The following is an 18,701-nucleotide window of genomic DNA, read 5'->3' on the forward strand; positions in this document are numbered from 1 at the left end:
GCCGCACTCTCCCGTACCGCTCTGCCGCTAGGTTGGGGTGCGGGACAGGTACGAAGGCTCGGCAGAGGTGCACGGGGGACAGGAGGTCGGCGAGAGTGTCGCTGCGCGCAGGTGATCCAGTGGAGATCGGCGGCTATCCGCTTGAGGCGCGGCTCGGCGCGGGGGGAATGGGTACGGTCTTTCTCGCCCGTACGAGTTCGGGACGGCCCGTCGCGATCAAACTGATCCACCAGCAGTTCGCGGGGGACGACGAGTTCCGCATCCGGTTCCGCCAGGAGGTGGCCGCCGCGAGGCGGGTGAGCGGCGCCTTCACCGCCGCCGTGGTCGACGCCGCCCCCGAGGCCGAGCAGCCGTGGATGGCGACGACCTACATCGAGGGGCACACGCTCGCCCAGCGCATCACGCGCGAGGGCCCGCTGAACGGAGGGGAGCTGAGACGGCTCGCCATCGGGCTGGCGGAGGCGCTGCGCGACATCCACCGGGTAGGGGTGGTCCACCGTGACCTGAAGCCCTCGAACGTCGTGCTCTCGCCCGAGGGACCGCGCGTCATCGACTTCGGGATCTCGCGCGCCGTGGACCAGCAGACGCTGACGATGACGGGGCGGGTCATCGGTACGCCGCCCTTCATGTCGCCGGAGCAGCTGCAGACGCCGCGTGGTGTGGGGCCGGGGTCCGACGTCTTCTCGCTGGGGACGCTGCTGGTGTACTCCGCGACGGGCCGCGGACCCTTCGACGCGGACAGCCCCTACATGACGGCGTATCAGGTGGTGCACGAGGAACCGTCGCTGGGAGCCGTGCCGACTGCTCTGCTCGCGGTCGTCGAGTCGTGCCTGGACAAGGAGCCCGAGCGGCGGCCCTCGGCCGACGAACTCCTCGTACTGCTGCGGGACCTGCCGGCCGACCTCGGCGGGACCCACGCGAACGGGATCGACGCGGGCCGCACCCGCGACACGATCACGCAGCACCACTCCGCGACGCCCGCCACCCCGGCGCCGGACGTCCCGCCCGCCGCTCCGGCCCTTCCCGGCCCCGTCGGCGACGCCCGCCCCGGCCGGCGTCTGCGGGGCCGGTGGCGTCCTGTGCTCGCGGCCGCCGTCGCGGTGGCGGCGATCGGCGGGGGAGTCGCGGTGCTGGAGTCGGGCGGCTCGCGCGGGGACGGCGCCGGCCCCCGGGGTGACAGCGTCGCGGCGCCGGGCGCCGCGCTTCTGGAGGGCTTCAAACCGTGGCGCGAGACGGTGCCGGGCGGCCGCCCGGACATCCCCGACGAGCTGCGGTGCGTCCTGCGCGGGGACGCGCTGTTCTGCGGGGGCGGCGGCGTCGTCGCGACCCGTGTCAGCGCCCGGGACGGCTCGCGGGCGTGGACGGTGAAGAGCCCGGGGGTCCCCGTCCAGGGCATGCATCTGGTGGGCGCGACCGGCGACACGGTGCTCGGTTACCGCCTCGCCGCCGAGGACGATCCGCAGAGCCCTCGCAGCGAGGTGGTGGCCGTCGACGCCGAGAGCGGCCGGGAGCTGTGGTCCGTGCCGTCCGGCGCCCAGTCGCACGCCGTCACGGGGCGGACGCGGGACGCCGTGGTGGCCGGCTCCGCCGTCGTGACCGTCGACGCCTCCGACTCCCGCTTCGAGGCCCGCGACGCGCACAGCGGTGAACTCGCCTGGACGAGGTCCTTCCCCGCGGGCACGCAGTGCGCTCCCGTCCCGGCGGGCGCACGGCTCCTCGCGATGTGCGCGACGCGTACCGAGGTGGACGCCTCGGCGGTGCGCCACCCCACCCTGTACGCGGTAGACCGCCGCTCGGGCACGCTCGGAAGGCCCATCGAGGTCGACGGCCCCGCCGTGCCGATGGGCGTCGCCGGCGGCGAGCTGGTCCTCCTCAAGGAGCACAGGGAGAAAATGGACCTGACGGGCTACGACGGGGTGGCGCGGGTCGACCCCGCCTCGCGGAAGGTCACCTACTCCCGTCTGGCCAGGACCTACGCGGGGGCGCCCGGCATGGCGGACGGCACCCTCTACGTGAGCGGACAGACCGGGCTCGTCACGGCGCTCGACCCCGTCACCGGCCGGAAGAAGTGGTCGCGGCAGACAAGCGTGGAGGGCGCGTCGGGCCCCGCCGCCGGAGCCGGCGCGCTGTACTTCAGCTCGGCCACGGGCCGGGTCCTCGCGCTGTCCCCGCACGACGGCAGCCTCCTGTGGACCACGAACCCGCGGGCCGACGGTCTGACGGGCGAGCAGGCCGCGAGCCCCCGCGTGACGGTCGCGGGCCGTGCGGTGATCGTGGCCGCCACCGAGAACACCCTCTTCGCGTTCGACACGCGCAAACCCCCGAAGTCGGACTGACTCCGCGGGCACCGGCCGCCGCCTTCCGTGCCCCGCGGACGCCTCAGCGGCCGGGCCGCCCGCGCCGCGACGGGGCCACACAGGCCGGGCGCGCGCGCTGACCGCCGTCGGCGGGCGAGGGCCATGGGCCCGGCCGCTCCCCGGCCTCCCGGTGGTCATCCGGGAGCTCACGTCGGGACGGGTCCGCGCGAAGCCGCTCGGAGAGCCGGGCGTCGACGGCCAGGGCGGTGGTGCCGGAACGGTCCTCCGGAACGCTGAAGTGGTCACCGGGCACGGTGACCTCGGAGTGCGGCAGGCACCACGGCTCGGCCGGCCCGATGCCGGGCAGACCGTCCCGGGCCCGGACGGAGAGGTGGGTGCCGGCAGGGCCCTCGGCCGCCAGTCGGCGTAGAGCGCCGGGTGGCCGGTCAGCGCGATGATCCGGGCGGGGCCGGCCGAGGCGAACCGCGCGGAGTCGTCCGGTATGACGGTTTTAGCCGGGATCGTGCCTAGGGTCCATTTCCTCTCGTATCGAGACTTTCATCCCCTAGCAGTACGCTGATCGCGGCGGTGCCCACGAGGGATCACCCTGCCTGGCGCCGGAGCTCTCCTACGGGAGTCCGGCGCGTCAGCCATTCGACGCGCGGGAGGAACGATGAGCAACCCCGAGCAGGACCCGAACCAGCAAGAAGGCCCGGCGGACGGCGGTGCGGCTGGTACGCCCGGTGTGCATGACGGGGGCGCCGACGGTGGGGCGGAAGGCCCCGCGGACGGTGGTGCGTCGGGTACCCCCGGGGTGCACGACGGCGGGGCGGACGGTGGGGCGGAGGGCCCCGCGGACGGCGGCGCGTCGGGTACGCCGGGGGTGCATGACGGGGGTGCGGACGGTGGGGCGGAAGGCCCTGCGGACGGCGGCGCGTCGGGTACGCCCGGGGTGCACGACGGCGGGGCGGACGGCGGCGCCGACGATTCGGGCGACCGCTCTTGACCACCTCGCGGACCGAGCACCAGGACCCCGGCGCCACAGCGGCCGCCGGGGTCCTGGAGGCACGTCTGACCGGGCTGCCCCGCGAAGAGTTCGCCCGTGAGGTATGGGCGCGCACGGCGCTGCTCACGCGCGGCGCGAGCGACTTCTCCGACCTGTTCTCCGCCGACGCCGTGGACGAACTGGTCTCGCGCCGCGGACTGCGCACCCCTTTCCTGCGCGTGGCCAAGGACGGCTCGACCCTTCCGGAGTCCGCTTTCACCTCCGCCGCGGGCGTCGGTGCCACCGTTCCCGACCAGCTCGACGACACCGCCCTGTGGCGCGAGTTCGCCGACGGCGCCACGCTCGTCCTGCAGGCGCTGCACCGTACGTGGAGCCCGGTGGCGGAGTTCACCGCCCGGCTGGGCACCGAACTGGGCCATCCGGTGCAGGCGAACGCCTACGTCACCCCGCCCCAGAACCGCGGATTCGACGACCACTACGACGTCCACGACGTCTTCGTCCTGCAGATCGAGGGCACCAAACGCTGGCTCGTCCACCGCCCCATTCACCCCGACCCGCTGCGCGACCAGCCCTGGACCGACCGCCGCACCGCCGTCGCCGAGGCCGCGAAGGACACCCCGTACCTCGACACCGTGCTCGCGCCCGGCGACGTCCTCTATCTGCCGCGGGGCTGGCTGCACGCGGCGCGGGCGCAGGGCGAGGTCTCGGTGCACCTGACGCTCGGAGTCCACAACTGGACCCGGTACGCGCTGGCCGAACAACTCGCCCAGTCCGCACTCGCGGCGCTGCGGGACGACCCCGGGACGCGCGCCTCCCTGCCGCTGGGTGTGGACGATCCGGACGGCGAACTCGACATGGTCCGCGACCGCCTCGCACAGGCCCTCGCGCAGGCCGATCCCGCCCCACTGTTCCACCGGATGAGGCGGCGCCAGGCACGCCCGGCGCCGCTGGGTCCGCTGGCCCAGCGCGCGGCCGTCGACGGGCTCGGCCCCCGCTCGCCGGTACGGCTGCGTGAGGCGCTGGAAGCCAGGCTGGAGGGCAGGCGTCTGACCACGCGCGTCGGCTGGCTCGACTTCCCCGAGCAGGACCTTCCGGCGGTGGCCCGCCTGCTCGACGGAGCGGTCCACACCGCCGGTGACCTCGGCGTCGCCCTCGTCGCACGACTGCTGCACGCGGGCGTGCTCGTGCCCGCGGACCGAAGAACACCGACGTCGCCGCCGTGACCGCGAGCGGACGCTTCTTCTGCGCCGACGCCGCCGAGGCCCGCGGCGACCCGATCACGGGCACGGCGCCGTACGGCGTCGTCTGGGTCCTCGTCGAGTACCGCGGCGGCTGGCCCCCCAACGGATTCGACGGCCTCGATCTCGACCCCGCGACCAAGGCGCGCGTGTACGGCGCCGCCCGGGAGGCGCGCGCACGGGTGCTCCTGGTCAGGCGGCACGGACGCCGCACGCCCGAGGGGCCCCCGCGCTGGGCCGTACTGCGCTACGACCGCCGCGGAGCGCACCGCCAGCGGTGGGGCACGTGGAGCCGGGACGAGGACCTGGCGGAGATCGCGGGTGCTCTCGGCGCCCCCGGTGAACCCGGCCTTCCCCCCGTGGTCCTCGTCTGTGCCCACGGCCGGCACGACACCTGCTGCGCGGTGCGCGGACGGCCCGTGGCGCGTGCCCTCAGCGACCGCTGGCCGGATCTGGTGTGGGAGTGCACGCACGTGGGCGGCGACAGGTTCGCCGGCAATCTCGTCGTCGCGCCCGACGGCGTCTACTACGGCCGCCTCGACGCCGGATCGTCCGTCGAGGCCGTCGGGGAGCACCTGTCCGGCCGAGTGCACGCCGCGCACCTGCGCGGGTACACGGACCTCTTCCCGCCGCAACAGGCGGCGGTCGCGGCGGTCCTCGGACGCTTCGGCCCGGCCGGCCGGCACGACTACGCGGTGGCCCGGACGTCCCGCGTCGACGACCACTGGAGCATCCGCGTCACCGGACGACACGCGGGTGGCCCGGAGGCCTTCGAGGTCGAGGTGCGGTCCCACCGGACGCCGCCGCGTCAGCTGACCTGCCACGGGCCGCAGTTGAGCGCGGCCCTCGTCTACGAGGTCATCTCGGTCCGCGTCGCGCCCTGATACCGCCCGGGGCCTGACGCGCCGTCACCGCTGCCCGGCCGTCACGACGGAGTAGGTCACCAGCCCGTAGGCCAGGTGCGGAACGGCGTCCGAGGCCCAGTCCCCGGCCGACCAGATCCCCGGGTCGCTGACGCCCAGTCGCGCCATGGGCAGGTCGGTGGCGGCCAGGGCGAGAGCGCCGGTGACCACTCCGCCCAGCCACCACGGCAGGCGGGCCCCCGCACGGCGCAGGAGGGCGACGGCCACTCCGGTGCCGCAGCCCACGGCGATGCCGGACAGCGCGCCCAGGCCGGTGAGCCGGTTGTCGCGGCTGTCACCCGAACCGGGGACCGGATGGCCCGCCGCCCGGAGGAGCCTGTCCACGACCTCAGCGGGAGCCCCGCTGGAGGCCCTGCCCCGCCACGCCATGTCGGCATAGGTCACGGCGTTCAGCACGGTCGTTCCGGCGGCGCCCGCGACACCACCTCGTACGAGATCCCGCATCATGATCATGTCCGACACGTTTCCCGGCCGCCGTCCTGCCCGAAACATGGCGGAGGGCGAACGGCGCCCCGCGCGGTGCGCGGACGGCGGGTCGGACGCTCAGCCCGCGTGGGCGGCCGGAAGGGCCTTACGCATGAGGCCCTCCGTCCCGGGCACCTGACCGACTCAGGCCCGCAGGGCGAAGCAGAGGAAGGGAGAGGAGCGTCATGACGGAGAACGACCGGCAGCGACGTACGGACCACCGGGCTTCCGGTGCCCGGGGGGAAGCGGCGCCGCAGACCGCCGTCGAGGAGGTCCTCAAGGAGTTCGAAGAGGCGGAGACAGGCGAGAAGGGCCCCGGCAGGCCGCACCGGCGGGCGGGGGAGAGTGGGGACGCCCTCTCGGCCGACCCCCGTGAACAGGAGTCCGCGCGAGGAGAGTGAGACGGCACCACCCGAGTGAGACGGCACCATCGCCCCCGCCCTCGCACCCGGCTCCCTCCAGGACACCCCGGTCGCCTCCGCTGCGGCGGGGCGGCCGGGGCGCGGTGTCCGTCGCGGAGGCCCCCCGCCCCTCCCGGTGGGAACAGCCGTGTTCACACGGCCGCAACACCCGCTCCCAGTATGCGGACAACTGTCTCGACAGACCGGTCCGGGCACTGCGAGGCTCTGGCTATGCTTCTCGTCGACCGCGTCCCCCTCACCGCCCTCTGCGCTGCCGTCGCCCTGTGCGCGGCGCTTGCCGGCTGCTCTCCCCAACCGGAGGAGAAGGCATCGGGCAAGGGGGACGCGAGCGCGTCGTGCGCCCCGGGGAAACTCGCTACCGAGGTGCCGGGGAAGCTGACCGTCGGAACCGACAAACCCGCGTACGCGCCCTGGTTCGTCGACGACAAGCCGTCCAGCGGCAAGGGGTTCGAGTCCGCGGTGGCGTACGCCGTGGCGAAACGGCTCGGCTACGACCGGGACGCGGTGGTCTGGCGGACCGTGCCGTTCAACAGCTCGTTCGCCCCCGGCGCCAAGAAGTTCGACTTCGACATCAATCAGGTCTCGATCAGCGAGGAACGCGAGAAGGCCGTCGCCTTCTCCTCCGGCTACTACGACGTACGGCAGGCCGTCATCGCCCTGAAGTCGTCCAAGGCCGCCCGCGCGAAGAGCGTCGCCGACCTCAAGGACGTGAAGCTGGGCGCCCAGGTGGGCACCACCAGCCTCGACTTCATCAACGAGGTGGTGAAACCGGCGCAGCACCCCGCCGTCTACCAGAAGAACGACTTCGCCAAGTCCGCCCTGAAGAACGGCCAGGTGGACGCCATCGTGGTGGATCTGCCCACCGCCTTCTACATCACCGGGGCAGAGGTGCCCGAGGCCGAGGTCGTCGGCCAGTTCCCCGACTCGGGCGCGCGACCCGAGCAGTTCGGACTCGTCCTGGACCGGGAGAGCGCACTCACCCCCTGCGTGAGCCACGCGGTGGACGCCCTGCGCGAGGACGGCACGCTCGCCGGCCTGGAGAAGAAGTGGCTCTCCGAAGCCGTCGACGCACCGGTACTCAGGTGACACCGCGGACACCGCGGATGCCACGGACCCCGCGGACGCCGCGGATGCCACGGACCCCGCGGACGCCGAACAAGGCACTCGCTGACGACGAGGACGCCTATGTCCCCTCGCCACGCCGTCTCGCACGCGAACGGTACCGCCGGGCCCGCACCCGGCGGGCGACGGCGATCGCCGCGACCAGCACCCTCGTGACCGGTGCCGTGCTGTACCTCCTGATCACCCACTCGCCCGGCTGGGACCGCACCAGGGAGACCTTCTTCAGCGCCCACTACACGCGCCTCGCCCTGCCGCGCGTCCTGGAGGGCCTGTGGCTCAACCTGCGGATGCTGGTGGTGTGCGGCGCCGCCGTCCTGGTGATCGGCCTCCTGCTGGCCGTGGCCCGCACCCTGCGCGGCCCGGTCTTCTTCCCGGTGCGGGCGCTGGCCACCGCGTACACCGACTTCTTCCGCGGACTGCCGCTCATCATCTGCCTGTTGATGGTGGTCTTCGGAGTGCCCGCGCTGCGTCTCCAAGGCGTGACCAGCGACCCGGTGCTCCTGGGCGGTGCCGCCCTCGTACTGACCTATTCGGCGTACGTCGCGGAGGTCTTCCGCGCGGGCATCGACTCCGTGCACCCCTCGCAGCGCGCCGCGGCCCGCTCCCTCGGGCTCAGCAGCGGCCAGACGCTGCGCTTCGTCGTACTGCCCCAGGCGGTCCGCCGCGTGGTGCCGCCGCTCCTCAACGACCTCGTGTCGCTCCAGAAGGACACCGGACTCGTGTCGATCGCCGGTGCGGTGGACGCCGTCTACGCGGCGCAGATCATCGCCGGCAAGGACTTCAACTACACCCCTTACGTCGTCGCCGGGCTCGTCTTCGTCGCGCTGACCATCCCGATGACACGGCTCACCGACTGGGTGACGGCCCGCATGGACCGGCGGCGGGCCCAGGGAGGGATCGTATGAGCGAGCCGGAGCCGGTCCCCGTGCTGCGGATGGAGGCGGTCCGCAAGTCCTTCGGCGGTTCGCCGGTCCTGCGCGGGGTCGGTCTCGACGTCGCCCCGCACACGGTGACCGCCCTGATCGGCGCCTCCGGGTCGGGGAAGTCCACCCTGTTGCGCTGCGCCAACCTCCTGGAGGAGGTGGACGACGGGGCCATCTGGCTCGACGGCGAGGAGATCACCGATCCACGGGCCGACTCCGACGCGGTACGCCGCCGGATCGGCGTGGTGTTCCAGGCGTACAACCTCTTTCCGCACCTGACCGTCCTGCAGAACATCACGCTCGCCCCGCGGCGCGTCCACGGGCTCTCCCGGCAGGAGGCCGGGGAACGCGGCCGCGACCTGCTGGAGCGGCTCGGGCTCGCCGACAAGGCCGACGAGTACCCGGACCGCCTCAGCGGCGGACAGCAGCAGCGGGCGGCGATCGTGCGGGCACTGGCGGTACGGCCCCGGCTGCTGCTCCTGGACGAGATCACCGCGGCCCTGGACCCCGAGCTGGTCGGCGAGGTCCTCGGCCTGGTCCGCGAGGTCAAGGACGAGGGCATGACCATGGTCATCGCCACCCACGAGATGGCCTTCGCGCGGGAGGTCGCCGATCAGGTGTGCTTTCTGGACGGCGGAGTGGTGCTGGAACGCGGCGCACCGTCGGAGGTCTTCGGCGCTCCCCGCGAGGAGCGCACCAAGAGGTTCCTGCGCCGGATCGTCGAGGCCGGGCGGCTGTAGGCGGCGTGGCCGCCACCACCTCCGGCGTGGTGTGGCAGCCGTATGAACACCTCGCGACAGCACCGGACGTGTGCCTGGGGGTGTGATGGGATTCCGGTCATGGACCCCACCGGACCCACCCGCGTGGCGCTCCTCTTCCCCCTTCGGGCCGGGCGACGGACAGACCGCGTGGGCCGCTCCTGCCGCTGAAGTCCGCCCCCGACGTCTGCCCCCGCCACAGCTCCACGGACACAGGTGACCATGCCGCGAGAAGAAGGCCGCGCCGGGCGGCGCGTGCTGCTGGTGTGCCTGGCGGCCGGCGCCACCACCCTCGTCGACCAGTCGGTCCTCAACATCGCCCTGCCGTCGCTGCGGGACTCACTGGCGGCGGGCCCCTCCGGCGTCCAGTGGATCGTGGCCGGTTACTCGCTGGCCTTCGGCCTCGCCCTGGTCCCCGGTGGCAGCCTCGGTGACGTACGCGGGCGCAAGGGCCTGTTCGTCCTGGGGCTCTCGGCCTTCCTGGCCGCCGCACTGGTGGCGGCCACCGCGGGCGCCCCCGGCACCGTGATCACCGCCCGCCTGGTGCAGGGAGCCGGTGCCGGACTCGTCAACTCGCAGGTCATCGGCACCCTTCAGGACGTCTTCGCGAGTGAGGAGCGGTCCCGGGCGCTCGGCAGATACGCGGTCGTCGGGGGCCTCGCGGCGGGGCTCGGGCCACCCCTCGGCGGGGCGCTCGTCGCCGGATTCGGTCCCGGCGCGGGCTGGCGGCTGTGCCTCCTGCTGAGCGCCCCGTGCGCCGTCGCCACCCTGTTCCTGGCCTCCCGCCGGCTGCCCCCGCCGCGCCGCACCGCCCGGCACAGCGGCCTCGACGTGGGCGGCCTCCTGCTGGCCGGGATGCTCACGCTGACGCTGATGCTGCCCTTCATCACCACTCCGGACAGTCTCGGCGGCGCCGCGTCGTGGGCGGCGGCCGCAGCCGTCTCGGGCGCCGCCCTGGGCGTGCAGCAGCGCCTGCGCTCCCGGGCGAAACGCCCGCCCCTGCTGCATCCCGCCCTGGCGGCCTCGAAGCCGTACCTCCTCGGGACCGCCGTCGCGATGGCGCAGTTCGGCTCCTCGATGGCCGCGTCACTCGTGCTGACCGTGTTCCTCCAGGCGGGGCTCGGCCTGTCCGCCCTGGCCACAGCGGCGGTCGCGCTGCCCTCGGCGCTCGCCATGGGCCTGTCCTCGGCGGTGGCCTGGCGTGTGGTGCGCCGCCTCGGCCCGCGAGCGGTGAGCCTGGGCCTCGCCCTCGGTGCCGGCGCCCTCGTGGCGAGCGCCGCCGTGACCCTCACCGTGCCGGTCGCGGCGCTGCCCGTGACGCTCGCCGCGGCCCAGGCGGTGGTCGGCGCAGCCTCGGGACTCACCGTCTCGCCCAACCAGGCCCAGGTGCTCCAGCACGCCCCCGCGGAGGCGGCCGGACTGGCCGGGGGCGTCCTGCAGATGGCCCAGCGCATCGCCGCGGCCGTCTGCCTCAGCGCCGTGTCAGGGGTCTACCTCCGCGGGGCCGCGCACGAGGAGGGAGTCCCGCGGACCGCGTTCGCGCTGTCCATGGGCGTCTGCGCGGGCCTGCTCCTGGCCGGCCTCGTCCTGTCCGTTTCGCGCCGTGCCACCGTCCACCGCCGTCCCGCCACATCCCCGCGGGCGCCCGCTCCCGTCCCCGAGGAGACCCTGTGACCACGACACCCACCGGCCACCCGGCCACCGTCCGCTGGACGGCCGAGGGCTGGGACGCCCCGGCACCCAGCGGGCTGCGCCGTCTCATGGACACCGAACTCGCCCCGCGCTACGCCCCGTTCGAGCACCGCAGGGTGCGGCCGCCGCAGCCGGTTGCCGAGGAGATCCTGATCACCTGGGTGGGGTACGCCGGCCGTCTGCCGGTCGCCACGGCCTCGCTGCGGGCGTTGCCGGACCGCGTGGAGGTCAAGCGGGTGTTCGTCGTGCCCGGGTACCGCGGAAGCGGTCTGGCCAAAGCGGCCCTGACCGCGGTGGAGACGACCGCCGCCGAACGGGGGACGCGCCGACTGTGGCTCCAGACGGGCGAGTTGCAGCCCGAGGCCCAGGGCCTGTACGTGCGGGCGGGCTGGCAGCGTGTGCCCGCCTACCCGCCGTACGAGAAGGACCCGTTCAGCATCTGCTTCGCCAAGTCTCTGGTGTCCGGCGCCCCGTGAGAACGGTTCCGGCCCCCGTCCACGACCGGGCGCCCAGGTGGCGCCCCGGTCCCGGCGGCTCTCAGCCCGGCACCTCTTCCTCCAGCAGTCCGAGCTGCCCGAGCCAGCCGTCGTCGAAGACCTTGGACAGGTAGTTGCGACCGGAGTCCGGCAGCAGGACGACGACCAGATCCTCCGGTGTCAGAGCGGCCGCCACCCGCAGCGCGGCGGCGACCGCGGTCCCGGCGGAACCGCCGACCAGCAAGCCCTCCTCGCGGGCCAGCCGCCGGGCGGTCAGCAGCGAGTCCCGGTCGCTGATCCGCTCGAAGCGGTCGACGACCTCCGGGTGATAGGACCGCGGCCAGGTGTCCTCGACCGTCTCGGGGTGCCGGAAGTGGCCGATGCTCTCCACGTGGTACGGGCCGCCGTCACCGCCCGAGTAGACCGAGGCCTCGGGGTCCGCCCCGACGACCGTCACCCGGCCACCACTCGCCTCCTTCAGGTACTCGCCGGTTCCCGTGATGGTGCCGCCGGTGCCGATCCCGGCCACCAGATGGGTGATCCTCCCGTCGGTCTGCCGCCAGATCTCCGGCCCGGTGCCGCGGTAGTGGGCCCGCGGGTTCGCCGGGTTGTCGTACTGGTCGGCCAGCCAGGCGCCCGGGATCTCGACGGCGAGGCGGGCGGCCACGGAGTGCACGTGGGCGGGATGCTCCCGGGGGACGTCGCCCGGACAGACGACGACCTCGGCTCCGTAGGCGCGCAGCACGGCGATCTTCTCCGCGCTGCTCTTGTCCGGGATCGCGAAGACGCACCGGTAGCCGCGCTGCGCGGCGACCATGGCCAGGCCGACCCCCGTGTTGCCCGAGGTGCCCTCGACGACGGTGCCGCCGGGCCGCAACAGCCCCGCCGCCTCCGCCCCCTCGACCATGGACAGCGCGATGCGGTCCTTCACGCTGCCGCCGGGATTGACGTACTCCAGTTTCCCGTAGACCGGGGCAGGCGCCGCACCGGTGACCCGGTTGAAGCGCACCAGCGGGGTGTTGCCGACCACGTCGGTCAAGGATGGGTAGACGTCCAAAACCATGCTCCTCGCGTCGAGTTGGGCCTGTGGTGCCGGGTCCGGGACTACCGGCCGCCCGGTTCAGGTGAGGGGTGTCCGCCGGGCGCCGGGGATGGCGGCGAGCAGTTCCTTGGTGTACGGATGGGAGGGCCCCGCGAAGATCTCGTCCGTCGTACCCGTTTCGACCAGCCGTCCGTGCCGCATGACGCCCACGCGGTCGGCGATCTGCCGTACGACGGCCAGATCGTGGGAGATGAAGAGGTAGCTCAGCCCCAGCTCACGCTGGAGGTCGACGAGCAGTTCCAGGATCTGCGACTGGGCGGACACGTCCAGCGCCGACACCGGCTCGTCACAGACCACCAGATCCGGCTCCAGGGCCAGCGCCCTGGCGATCGCCACCCTTTGCCGCTGCCCGCCGGACAGTTCGGCGGGCCTGCGCCGCAGCACGGAGACCGGCAGCGACACCCGCTCCAGCAGGCCGGCCGCGCGCTCGACCCGCTCCGCCCGGCCGCCGACACCGAAGGCCCGCAGGGGTTCGGCGATCACCTGCGCCACGGACTGCCGCGGGTTCAGTGAGGCGTACGGGCTCTGGTAGACGATCTGCATCCGCCGCCGCGTCCGCCGCAGCGCGCCGCCCCGCAGACGGGTGATGTCCTGCCCCTCGAACACGACGCTGCCCGCGGAAGCCTCCGCGAGCCGCACCACGAGGCGCGCCGTCGTGGACTTGCCCGAGCCCGACTCGCCGACCAGGGCGAAGGTCTCACCGCGAGGGATGCGGAAGCCGACGTCGTCGACGGCCCGCAGCGTCCTGGCCCCGCCCCGGGCGCCGGGCAGCGGGAAGTCCTTCACGAGACCTCGGACGACCACGAGATCCGCGGCGGGAACACCCCGGGCGGGGGTGACGGCGGCCTCCGCGGTGGCCGGATTCGTGCCCGGGGCGACTGGGTTCGTGCCCGTGGTGGCTGGGCTCGTGCCCGTGGTGGCTGGGTTCGCGCCCGCGGCGGCCGGGGCCGAACGGGGGCGGGGGCGCCGCCCGGCCGCCGAGGCTCCCCGGCGCTGCGTCACCAGCCTGCCGCCCGCCAGGCTCGGCGCGGAGGCCAGCAGGTGCCGGGTGTACGCGTGCCGCGGCGCCTCCAGCACCTGCCCGGTGGGGCCCTCCTCGACGACCTCGCCCCGGGACATGACCACGATCCGCTGCGCCCGGTCCGCCGCGACCCCGAGGTCGTGCGTGATCAGCAGGACGGCCGTACCCGACTCCCGGGTGAGGGTCTCGATGTGGTCCAGGATCTGGCGCTGCACCGTGACGTCCAGGGCGCTCGTCGGCTCGTCGGCGATCACCAGCCTCGGCCGGGCGGCGACCGCGACGGCGATGAGCACCCGTTGCCGCATCCCGCCGGACAGCTCGTGCGGATACTGCCGCGCCCGCACCTCGGGGTCGGGCAGACCGGCCTGGCCGAGGATGCGCACCGCCTGTCCGGCCGCCGCGTCCCGGTCGGCCAGCCCGTGGATCAGCAGCACCTCGGCGACCTGAGCACCGACCCGTTGCACCGGGTTGAGCGAGACCATCGGGTCCTGTGGGATCAGCCCGATGTCGCGACCGCGCCGCGCCCGCAGTTCCCTGTCCTTCACCCGGGCCAGATCGACCCCGTCGAACAGGACCCGCCCGCCCTCCAGCGCGCCGCCTGAAGGCAGCAGTCCGACGAGCGCGTGCGCGGTCGTGCTCTTGCCGGAGCCCGACTCGCCGACCACGGCGACGACCTCGCCCGGCCGCACCGTCAGGTCGACGCCCCGTACCGCGGGCACCAGGCCCGAACGCGTGCGGTACGACACCCGCAGCCCGCTGACGGCGAGCAGTGGTTCTCCGCTCATCGTGTCTGCCCGCCTTCCCCGTCGAGCGCGCGGGAGATCCGGTTGGTGGCCAGTACGGTGGCCGCGATCGTCAGCCCCGGCAGCGTCGTCAGCCACCACGCCGTAGCGAGGTAGTCGCGGCCGCCGGAGACCAGGGCGCCCCATTCCGGGGCCGGTGGGACGGCGCCGTAGCCGAGGAAACTGAGCGCGGACACCTGCAGGACGACGGCGCCGAAGTCGACGGCGGCGTACACCAGCACCGGGCCCGACGCATTGGGCAGCACGTGCCGGGCCAGCACCGAGAACCAGCGGGAGCCGGAGGAGCGCGCCGCCTCCACGTACACCGCGCCCCGCACCCGCAGTACCTCCGAGCGCATGACCCGGGCGAAACTCGCCACACTGGCCACTCCCACGGCGATCGCGACCTTGACGGTGCCGAAGCCCAGCGCGGTCACCACGGCCAGCGACAGCAGCAGGTTCGGAATGGCGAGCAGGACGTCGGCCAGACGCATCAGGACGTCGTCGACCCTGCCGCCCAGGTACCCGGCGAGCAGTCCGAGCAGGGAGCCCACCACCAGGCCCACGGCGACCGCCAGCGCCGTCGCCTGGAGCGAGAGCGCCGAACCGTGCACCACCCGGGAGAACAGGTCGCGGCCGAGTTGGTCGGTACCGAAGAGGTGCGCGGCGCTCGGGCCCCGGAGCCGGTCCCGGGGGACGCCGGAGAGCGGGTCCTGCGAGGTGAACAGGGTCGGGAACACGGCGGACACGAGGACCACGGCGAGCAGCAGGACCGAAAGGACCAGGCCGGGGGAGCGGGCCAGGGACCGGGCCGCGCGCCGCACCCGCCTCCCGGTGCCCTCGTGGACGGCCGGGGCGGGCTCCACCGGCGGGCGCTGCGCCGAGGGCGGACCAGCCGAGGTGGCGGAGGTCAGCAGCTCGCTCATCGGGCCACCGCCGCGGCCGTGATCCGCGGATCGAGCAGCGGATAGACGAGGTCGACCGCCAGGTTCGCGAGGACGAACACCAGCGCGCCGAACACCACCAGCCCCTGCACCACCGGAATGTCCTGGGCGCTCACGGCGGTCGCGGTGATCCGCCCCACGCCGCTCCGGGAGAACACCGTCTCCACGATCACCGACCCCGCCAGCAGATTGCCGATCAGGATGCCCACCACCGTCAGCGGCGGGACGGAGGCGTTCCGGGTGGCGTGCCGGAAGTGCACGCGCGCCCGGCTCGCGCCCTTGGCCAGCGCGGTCTGCACGTACGGCTCGGTGAGCGTGGTGCGCAGACTCTTGGCGAAGACCTGGGCGATCACCGCGCCCGTGGGCAGCGACAGGGTGATCACGGGCAGCACCAGACTGCTGAAGCCCTCGTTGCCGATGGCGGGCAGCAGGCCCCAGTGGAAGGAGAAGAGCTGCACGAGCACCAGACCGACCAGGAAGGAGGGCGAGGAGACGCCGAGCGCGGGCAGCGACAGCAGCGTCTGCCGCAGCCAGCGCCAGCGGGTGTAGGTCCCGAGCAGTGCGGTACCCGCTCCCAGGAGGAGGGCCAGCAGCAGCGCCCCCGAGGTGAGTTGCAGGGTGCTCGGCAGGCTCGTGGCGAGCAGGTGACCGACCTCGTCGCCGCTCTGCACCGAGACCCCGAAGTCGCCGTGCAGCGCGTGCCAGAGCTGGGTGCCGTACTGCTCCACGAGCGGCTTGTCGAGGCCGTACGTCTTTTTCAGCTCAGTGATCTGCTCCGGTCCCACGTCGTTGGCCTCGCCGCCGCCCGCGGCCATGATGGAGACCGGGTCCCCCGGCAGCAGGTAGAGGACCGCGAAGGACAGGGTGAACGCCGCCCACAGGACGAACACCGACTGCGCGAGTCGGCGCGCGAGGTATTTCCTCATGACAGCCACGTCTCGTGGAACTGCAACCGCGAGGAGGCCTCGAAGTCCAGGTCGTGCACGTTCTTGGACAGGCCCAGCACGGTCGTGAGCTCGAACACCGGGATCTGGTACGCCTTGTCGAGGACGATCTTCTGGGCCTCGGCGACGTGCCGGGCGCGCAGCGTGGGATCGCCGGCCGAGGCCTCCTTGTCGAGGACGGCGTCCAGCGCGCGGTCGCCGAGGTGCCCGAAGTTGAGCAGCTTGCCGGAGAACCCGGTGCGCAGGATGTCGGGGTCGACCCGTGTCGAGTTGCCCCAGGAGAAGTCGTAGTCGCCCTTCTGCCTCAGCGCGACGTAGTCGCCGATCGAGGTGGACTGGAGGGTGATCTCGATGCCGACCTTCTTCAACTGCTGCTGCACCAGCTCCAGCGCCGTCTGGTTGGGCCCGAAGTTGGCAGCCCAGATGATCTTCAGGGACAGCTTCTTGCCGTTCTTCGTCCGGACGCCGCCCGGCCCCTTCTTCCAGCCCGCCTCGTCCAGCAGCTTCTCCGCGCCCACCGGGTCCTGCGCGAGCCGGTCGCTCAGCGGGGTGTAGCCGTCGGTGGTGCTCGCCAGCGCACTGGTGGCGGGCTTGTAGCTGTCGCTCAGGACCGTGTCGACCACCTCCTCGCGGTCAACGGCCTTCTGGATCGCCCGGCGCACCCGCACGTCCTTGGTGATCGGCCGGGCCACGTTCGCGGTCAGCGCGAAGGGGAGGCCCGGATTGGCCCGGCTGCTCAAGGTGAAGCCGGAGCCCTTCAGCCCGGCCTCGTCCTGCGGGGCCACCCCGCCGATCGCGTCGACCTGGCCGGACTGCAGGCTGCCGGTGCGCACCCCCGACTCCGGTATCACCTTGAAGGTCAGCTTCTCCAGGTAGGCCGCGCCCTTGTGCTTCCACAGCGAGGAGCCCCAGCGGTAGCCCGCGCGCCGGCGCTCCTCCACGGCCTTGTTCCGCGTGTAGTCGACGAGCGTGAACGGGCCGGAGCCGATCAGGTGGGCGGTGCACCGCTTCTCGGCCGGCAGCCTCACCGTCGACTTGGCGAGCAGCCCGAGCGTGAAGGTCGAAGTGGCTTGCAGGAACTGGGCGTTGGGCTGGGAGAAGTGGACCTTCACGGTGCGGTCGTCGATCACGGTGGTGCTCTTGTAGCCCGCCAGGTAGCTGCTGCCCAGCACGGCCTTGGCGCCCAGGCCGACGATCCCGTCGAAGTTGTCCTTGACCGCCCGCGCGTCCACCGGCGTGCCGTCGCTGAACGTCGCTCCTTGGCGCAGGTGGAAGGTGAACGTCCTGGTGTCCTCGCTGACCTTCCAGGACTTCGCGAGCCAGGGCACGATCTTCCCGGTCCTCGGGTCCTGGTCGGTCAGGGAGTCCACGAGCTGCCGGGCCGGATAGATCGCGTCGTTGTTGCCCGCCTGCTGCGGGTCGACGCAGACCGGGTCGGAGGCCAGGGCGAAGGTCAGGTGCCCGCCGGAGTGCGGGGCCGCTCCGCCCGCCCCGCCGCCGGCGCCGGACGAGGAGCAGGCGGTGACCGCCAGGGAGAGAGCGGTGACGGTGGCGAGCGGAAGCAGGGCGAAGTGGTGCCGAGAACGGGGTCCGGACATCAGCGGTGCTCCAGGAAAAAGGGGAGGAGGCCGCGCACGGCGACGCTCCGTCCGGACGACGGTGTCCGGGCGGCAGGGCGGGGCCGTGAGGCGGGCCGGTGGTCGAGCGGGAAGGAGCGTCAGACGTGACAGATCGCGCTGGAGACGCGGTGCAGGTCGATGTGCCTGCGGGCCACGAAGCGCGGGCAGAGGAACACCGCGCGGAGCGCACCGGCGACGCGGAGCGGGCGGGCGGCCCCGGCAGTCGGCTGGTACGGCATGGGTGACGCGGTCCTTTCGCACACAGGGCACGGTCCGCCGTGGCGGTGCCCCGCAACGTAGCAGCTCCAACGCCGTTGTGAACAGAGAACTTCGGCGGCCGCGCGCGGCCTTCGCCCGGCGCCCGCCGGGTGGGGCGCCGCCGTCCGGCGGCCGGGCCGGGGGCTGCCGGGCGCGGGTCCGGCGGGCGGTGCGGCAGGGCGAGGGGCACGGCGCCGGGGGCCGCATCGTTGCGCGCGCGTGAACCCGCGTGAACTTCGGCGGCCGGCACGCGGGGCGCCTGCCTCGCGCAGGAGGAGGGCCCTCGCGCCCGCGTGCCGCGCCCTCGCACGTCAGGGCCGTTTCACCCGGGGCAGGCCCGCGTGAGGTGGTGCCCCGAGGCCGGTGCCGACGGCCCGGCGCGGCATTGTTCGACTGAGTACGAACGATTAACGTGCACAGCCATCACCGTGTCCGCGGCCCGTCCGGGCCGCCGGCCGACCGGAGGGCTGTGAGGTGACCGTCATGCAGGCTCGACCCTCGGCCCGGTGTGACGGCCGCGAGCCACGCTGTGGCGGCTCCTTCGCGTGCTGCGTCGTCCGGCGCCACGTCGACCTGCTCCGGGTGAGCAGCGCGCTGTGTCCGGGGACCCCTTCGCGCCACTGAGCCGCCCCGGCCCCGCCCGCCGGTACGCGACGGGGCGGCCCCGCGAGGACCACCGGCGCCGTCACGGTCCGCCGGCCCCGGGACC

17 protein-coding genes are annotated in these 18,701 nt (G+C 73.6%); 10 read left to right on the forward strand and 7 right to left on the reverse strand.

The features are described from left to right. Nucleotides 1–95: 95 nt before the first annotated feature. From ACFYMP_RS09020 to ACFYMP_RS09030, 3 genes are all read left to right on the forward strand, one after another. Entirely contained in the window at nt 96–2,336 is a 2,241-nt protein-coding gene (locus ACFYMP_RS09020; protein WP_388852917.1) for a PQQ-binding-like beta-propeller repeat protein, read from the forward strand. 963 nt (nt 2,337–3,299) lie between these two features. Further along, on the forward strand, nt 3,300–4,526 hold the full coding sequence (locus ACFYMP_RS09025) for a cupin domain-containing protein (RefSeq protein ID WP_388852920.1): 1,227 nt from the start codon (nt 3,300–3,302) through the stop codon (nt 4,524–4,526). Continuing rightward, complete coding sequence (locus ACFYMP_RS09030; protein ID WP_388852923.1) at nt 4,523–5,425, forward strand: sucrase ferredoxin; 903 nt, start codon at nt 4,523–4,525, stop codon at nt 5,423–5,425. The genes ACFYMP_RS09025 and ACFYMP_RS09030 overlap by 4 nt, the downstream gene beginning before the upstream one ends. 24 nt (nt 5,426–5,449) lie before the next feature. Here ACFYMP_RS09030 and ACFYMP_RS09035 read toward each other — a convergent pair whose 3' ends face one another. Further along, entirely contained in the window at nt 5,450–5,911 is a 462-nt protein-coding gene (locus tag ACFYMP_RS09035) for a hypothetical protein (protein ID WP_388853290.1), read from the reverse strand. Between the two features lie 203 nt (nt 5,912–6,114). On the opposite strand from ACFYMP_RS09035, the gene ACFYMP_RS09040 reads away from it, so the two are divergent. The 6 genes from ACFYMP_RS09040 (at nt 6,115) to ACFYMP_RS09065 (ending at nt 11,322) form a co-directional block, all read left to right on the forward strand. Next, on the forward strand, nt 6,115–6,330 hold the full coding sequence (locus ACFYMP_RS09040; RefSeq protein WP_388852926.1) for a hypothetical protein: 216 nt from the start codon (nt 6,115–6,117) through the stop codon (nt 6,328–6,330). A gap of 231 nt (nt 6,331–6,561) precedes the next feature. Beyond that, nucleotides 6,562–7,437: an ABC transporter substrate-binding protein gene (locus tag ACFYMP_RS09045; protein ID WP_388852929.1), complete on the forward strand. Its 876-nt coding sequence runs from the start codon at nt 6,562–6,564 to the stop codon at nt 7,435–7,437. Between the two features lie 44 nt (nt 7,438–7,481). Next, on the forward strand, nt 7,482–8,378 hold the full coding sequence (locus ACFYMP_RS09050) for an amino acid ABC transporter permease (RefSeq protein WP_388852932.1): 897 nt from the start codon (nt 7,482–7,484) through the stop codon (nt 8,376–8,378). After that, on the forward strand, nt 8,375–9,136 hold the full coding sequence (locus ACFYMP_RS09055) for an amino acid ABC transporter ATP-binding protein (RefSeq protein ID WP_388852935.1): 762 nt from the start codon (nt 8,375–8,377) through the stop codon (nt 9,134–9,136). Before ACFYMP_RS09050 ends, ACFYMP_RS09055 begins: the two co-directional genes overlap by 4 nt. A 240-nt stretch (nt 9,137–9,376) precedes the next feature. Beyond that, entirely contained in the window at nt 9,377–10,828 is a 1,452-nt protein-coding gene (locus tag ACFYMP_RS09060) for an MFS transporter (RefSeq protein ID WP_388852938.1), read from the forward strand. Next, a complete protein-coding gene (locus tag ACFYMP_RS09065; RefSeq protein WP_388852941.1) occupies nt 10,825–11,322 on the forward strand; it encodes a GNAT family N-acetyltransferase in 498 nt (165 codons plus the stop codon). The genes ACFYMP_RS09060 and ACFYMP_RS09065 overlap by 4 nt, the downstream gene beginning before the upstream one ends. 61 nt (nt 11,323–11,383) lie before the next feature. Here the strand turns inward: ACFYMP_RS09065 and ACFYMP_RS09070 are convergent, their stop codons facing one another. The 6 genes from ACFYMP_RS09070 to ACFYMP_RS09095 all read right to left on the reverse strand — a co-directional run bounded on the left by ACFYMP_RS09070 (nt 11,384) and on the right by ACFYMP_RS09095 (nt 17,973). Then, nucleotides 11,384–12,379: a PLP-dependent cysteine synthase family protein gene (locus ACFYMP_RS09070; RefSeq protein WP_388852945.1), complete on the reverse strand. Its 996-nt coding sequence runs from the start codon at nt 12,377–12,379 to the stop codon at nt 11,384–11,386. A 63-nt stretch (nt 12,380–12,442) separates the two neighbouring features. Then, entirely contained in the window at nt 12,443–14,230 is a 1,788-nt protein-coding gene (locus ACFYMP_RS09075; protein WP_388852948.1) for a dipeptide ABC transporter ATP-binding protein, read from the reverse strand. Further along, nucleotides 14,227–15,153: an ABC transporter permease gene (locus tag ACFYMP_RS09080; protein ID WP_388852951.1), complete on the reverse strand. Its 927-nt coding sequence runs from the start codon at nt 15,151–15,153 to the stop codon at nt 14,227–14,229. The genes ACFYMP_RS09075 and ACFYMP_RS09080 overlap by 4 nt, the downstream gene beginning before the upstream one ends. Continuing rightward, nucleotides 15,150–16,097 carry an ABC transporter permease gene (locus tag ACFYMP_RS09085; protein WP_388852954.1) on the reverse strand — a complete coding sequence of 316 codons (948 nt, stop codon included), beginning with the start codon at nt 16,095–16,097 and terminating at the stop codon, nt 15,150–15,152. The genes ACFYMP_RS09080 and ACFYMP_RS09085 overlap by 4 nt, the downstream gene beginning before the upstream one ends. Continuing rightward, nucleotides 16,094–17,713 (reverse strand): ABC transporter substrate-binding protein, encoded by a 1,620-nt coding sequence (locus tag ACFYMP_RS09090; RefSeq protein WP_388852957.1) that lies wholly within the window; start codon nt 17,711–17,713, stop codon nt 16,094–16,096. Before ACFYMP_RS09090 ends, ACFYMP_RS09085 begins: the two co-directional genes overlap by 4 nt. A 119-nt stretch (nt 17,714–17,832) precedes the next feature. Beyond that, entirely contained in the window at nt 17,833–17,973 is a 141-nt protein-coding gene (locus tag ACFYMP_RS09095; RefSeq protein ID WP_388852961.1) for a putative leader peptide, read from the reverse strand. A 502-nt stretch (nt 17,974–18,475) separates the two neighbouring features. Between ACFYMP_RS09095 and ACFYMP_RS09100 the strand changes: the two genes are divergently transcribed. After that, the gene (locus ACFYMP_RS09100; protein ID WP_388852964.1) at nt 18,476–18,616 is read left to right on the forward strand and encodes a putative leader peptide; all 141 of its coding nucleotides are present in this window, start codon (nt 18,476–18,478) and stop codon (nt 18,614–18,616) included. The last annotated feature ends 85 nt before the right edge of the window (nt 18,617–18,701 follow it).

The sequence above is a fragment of the Streptomyces sp. NPDC007088 genome (assembly GCF_042869355.1).
In the GTDB taxonomy this organism is placed as follows: domain Bacteria; phylum Actinomycetota; class Actinomycetes; order Streptomycetales; family Streptomycetaceae; genus Streptomyces.

Coding starts and splice junctions, on each gene's coding strand:
- ACFYMP_RS09090 (WP_388852957.1), bottom strand. CDS start 17,713: ATGTCCGGACCCCGTTCTCGGCACCACTTCGCCCTGCTTCCGCTCGCC.
- ACFYMP_RS09055 (WP_388852935.1), top strand. CDS start 8,375: ATGAGCGAGCCGGAGCCGGTCCCCGTGCTGCGGATGGAGGCGGTCCGC.
- ACFYMP_RS09100 (WP_388852964.1), top strand. CDS start 18,476: ATGCAGGCTCGACCCTCGGCCCGGTGTGACGGCCGCGAGCCACGCTGT.
- ACFYMP_RS09040 (WP_388852926.1), top strand. CDS start 6,115: ATGACGGAGAACGACCGGCAGCGACGTACGGACCACCGGGCTTCCGGT.
- ACFYMP_RS09095 (WP_388852961.1), bottom strand. CDS start 17,973: ATGCCGTACCAGCCGACTGCCGGGGCCGCCCGCCCGCTCCGCGTCGCC.
- ACFYMP_RS09080 (WP_388852951.1), bottom strand. CDS start 15,153: ATGAGCGAGCTGCTGACCTCCGCCACCTCGGCTGGTCCGCCCTCGGCG.
- ACFYMP_RS09035 (WP_388853290.1), bottom strand. CDS start 5,911: ATGATGCGGGATCTCGTACGAGGTGGTGTCGCGGGCGCCGCCGGAACG.
- ACFYMP_RS09075 (WP_388852948.1), bottom strand. CDS start 14,230: ATGAGCGGAGAACCACTGCTCGCCGTCAGCGGGCTGCGGGTGTCGTAC.
- ACFYMP_RS09045 (WP_388852929.1), top strand. CDS start 6,562: ATGCTTCTCGTCGACCGCGTCCCCCTCACCGCCCTCTGCGCTGCCGTC.
- ACFYMP_RS09050 (WP_388852932.1), top strand. CDS start 7,482: ATGCCACGGACCCCGCGGACGCCGAACAAGGCACTCGCTGACGACGAG.
- ACFYMP_RS09060 (WP_388852938.1), top strand. CDS start 9,377: ATGCCGCGAGAAGAAGGCCGCGCCGGGCGGCGCGTGCTGCTGGTGTGC.
- ACFYMP_RS09085 (WP_388852954.1), bottom strand. CDS start 16,097: ATGAGGAAATACCTCGCGCGCCGACTCGCGCAGTCGGTGTTCGTCCTG.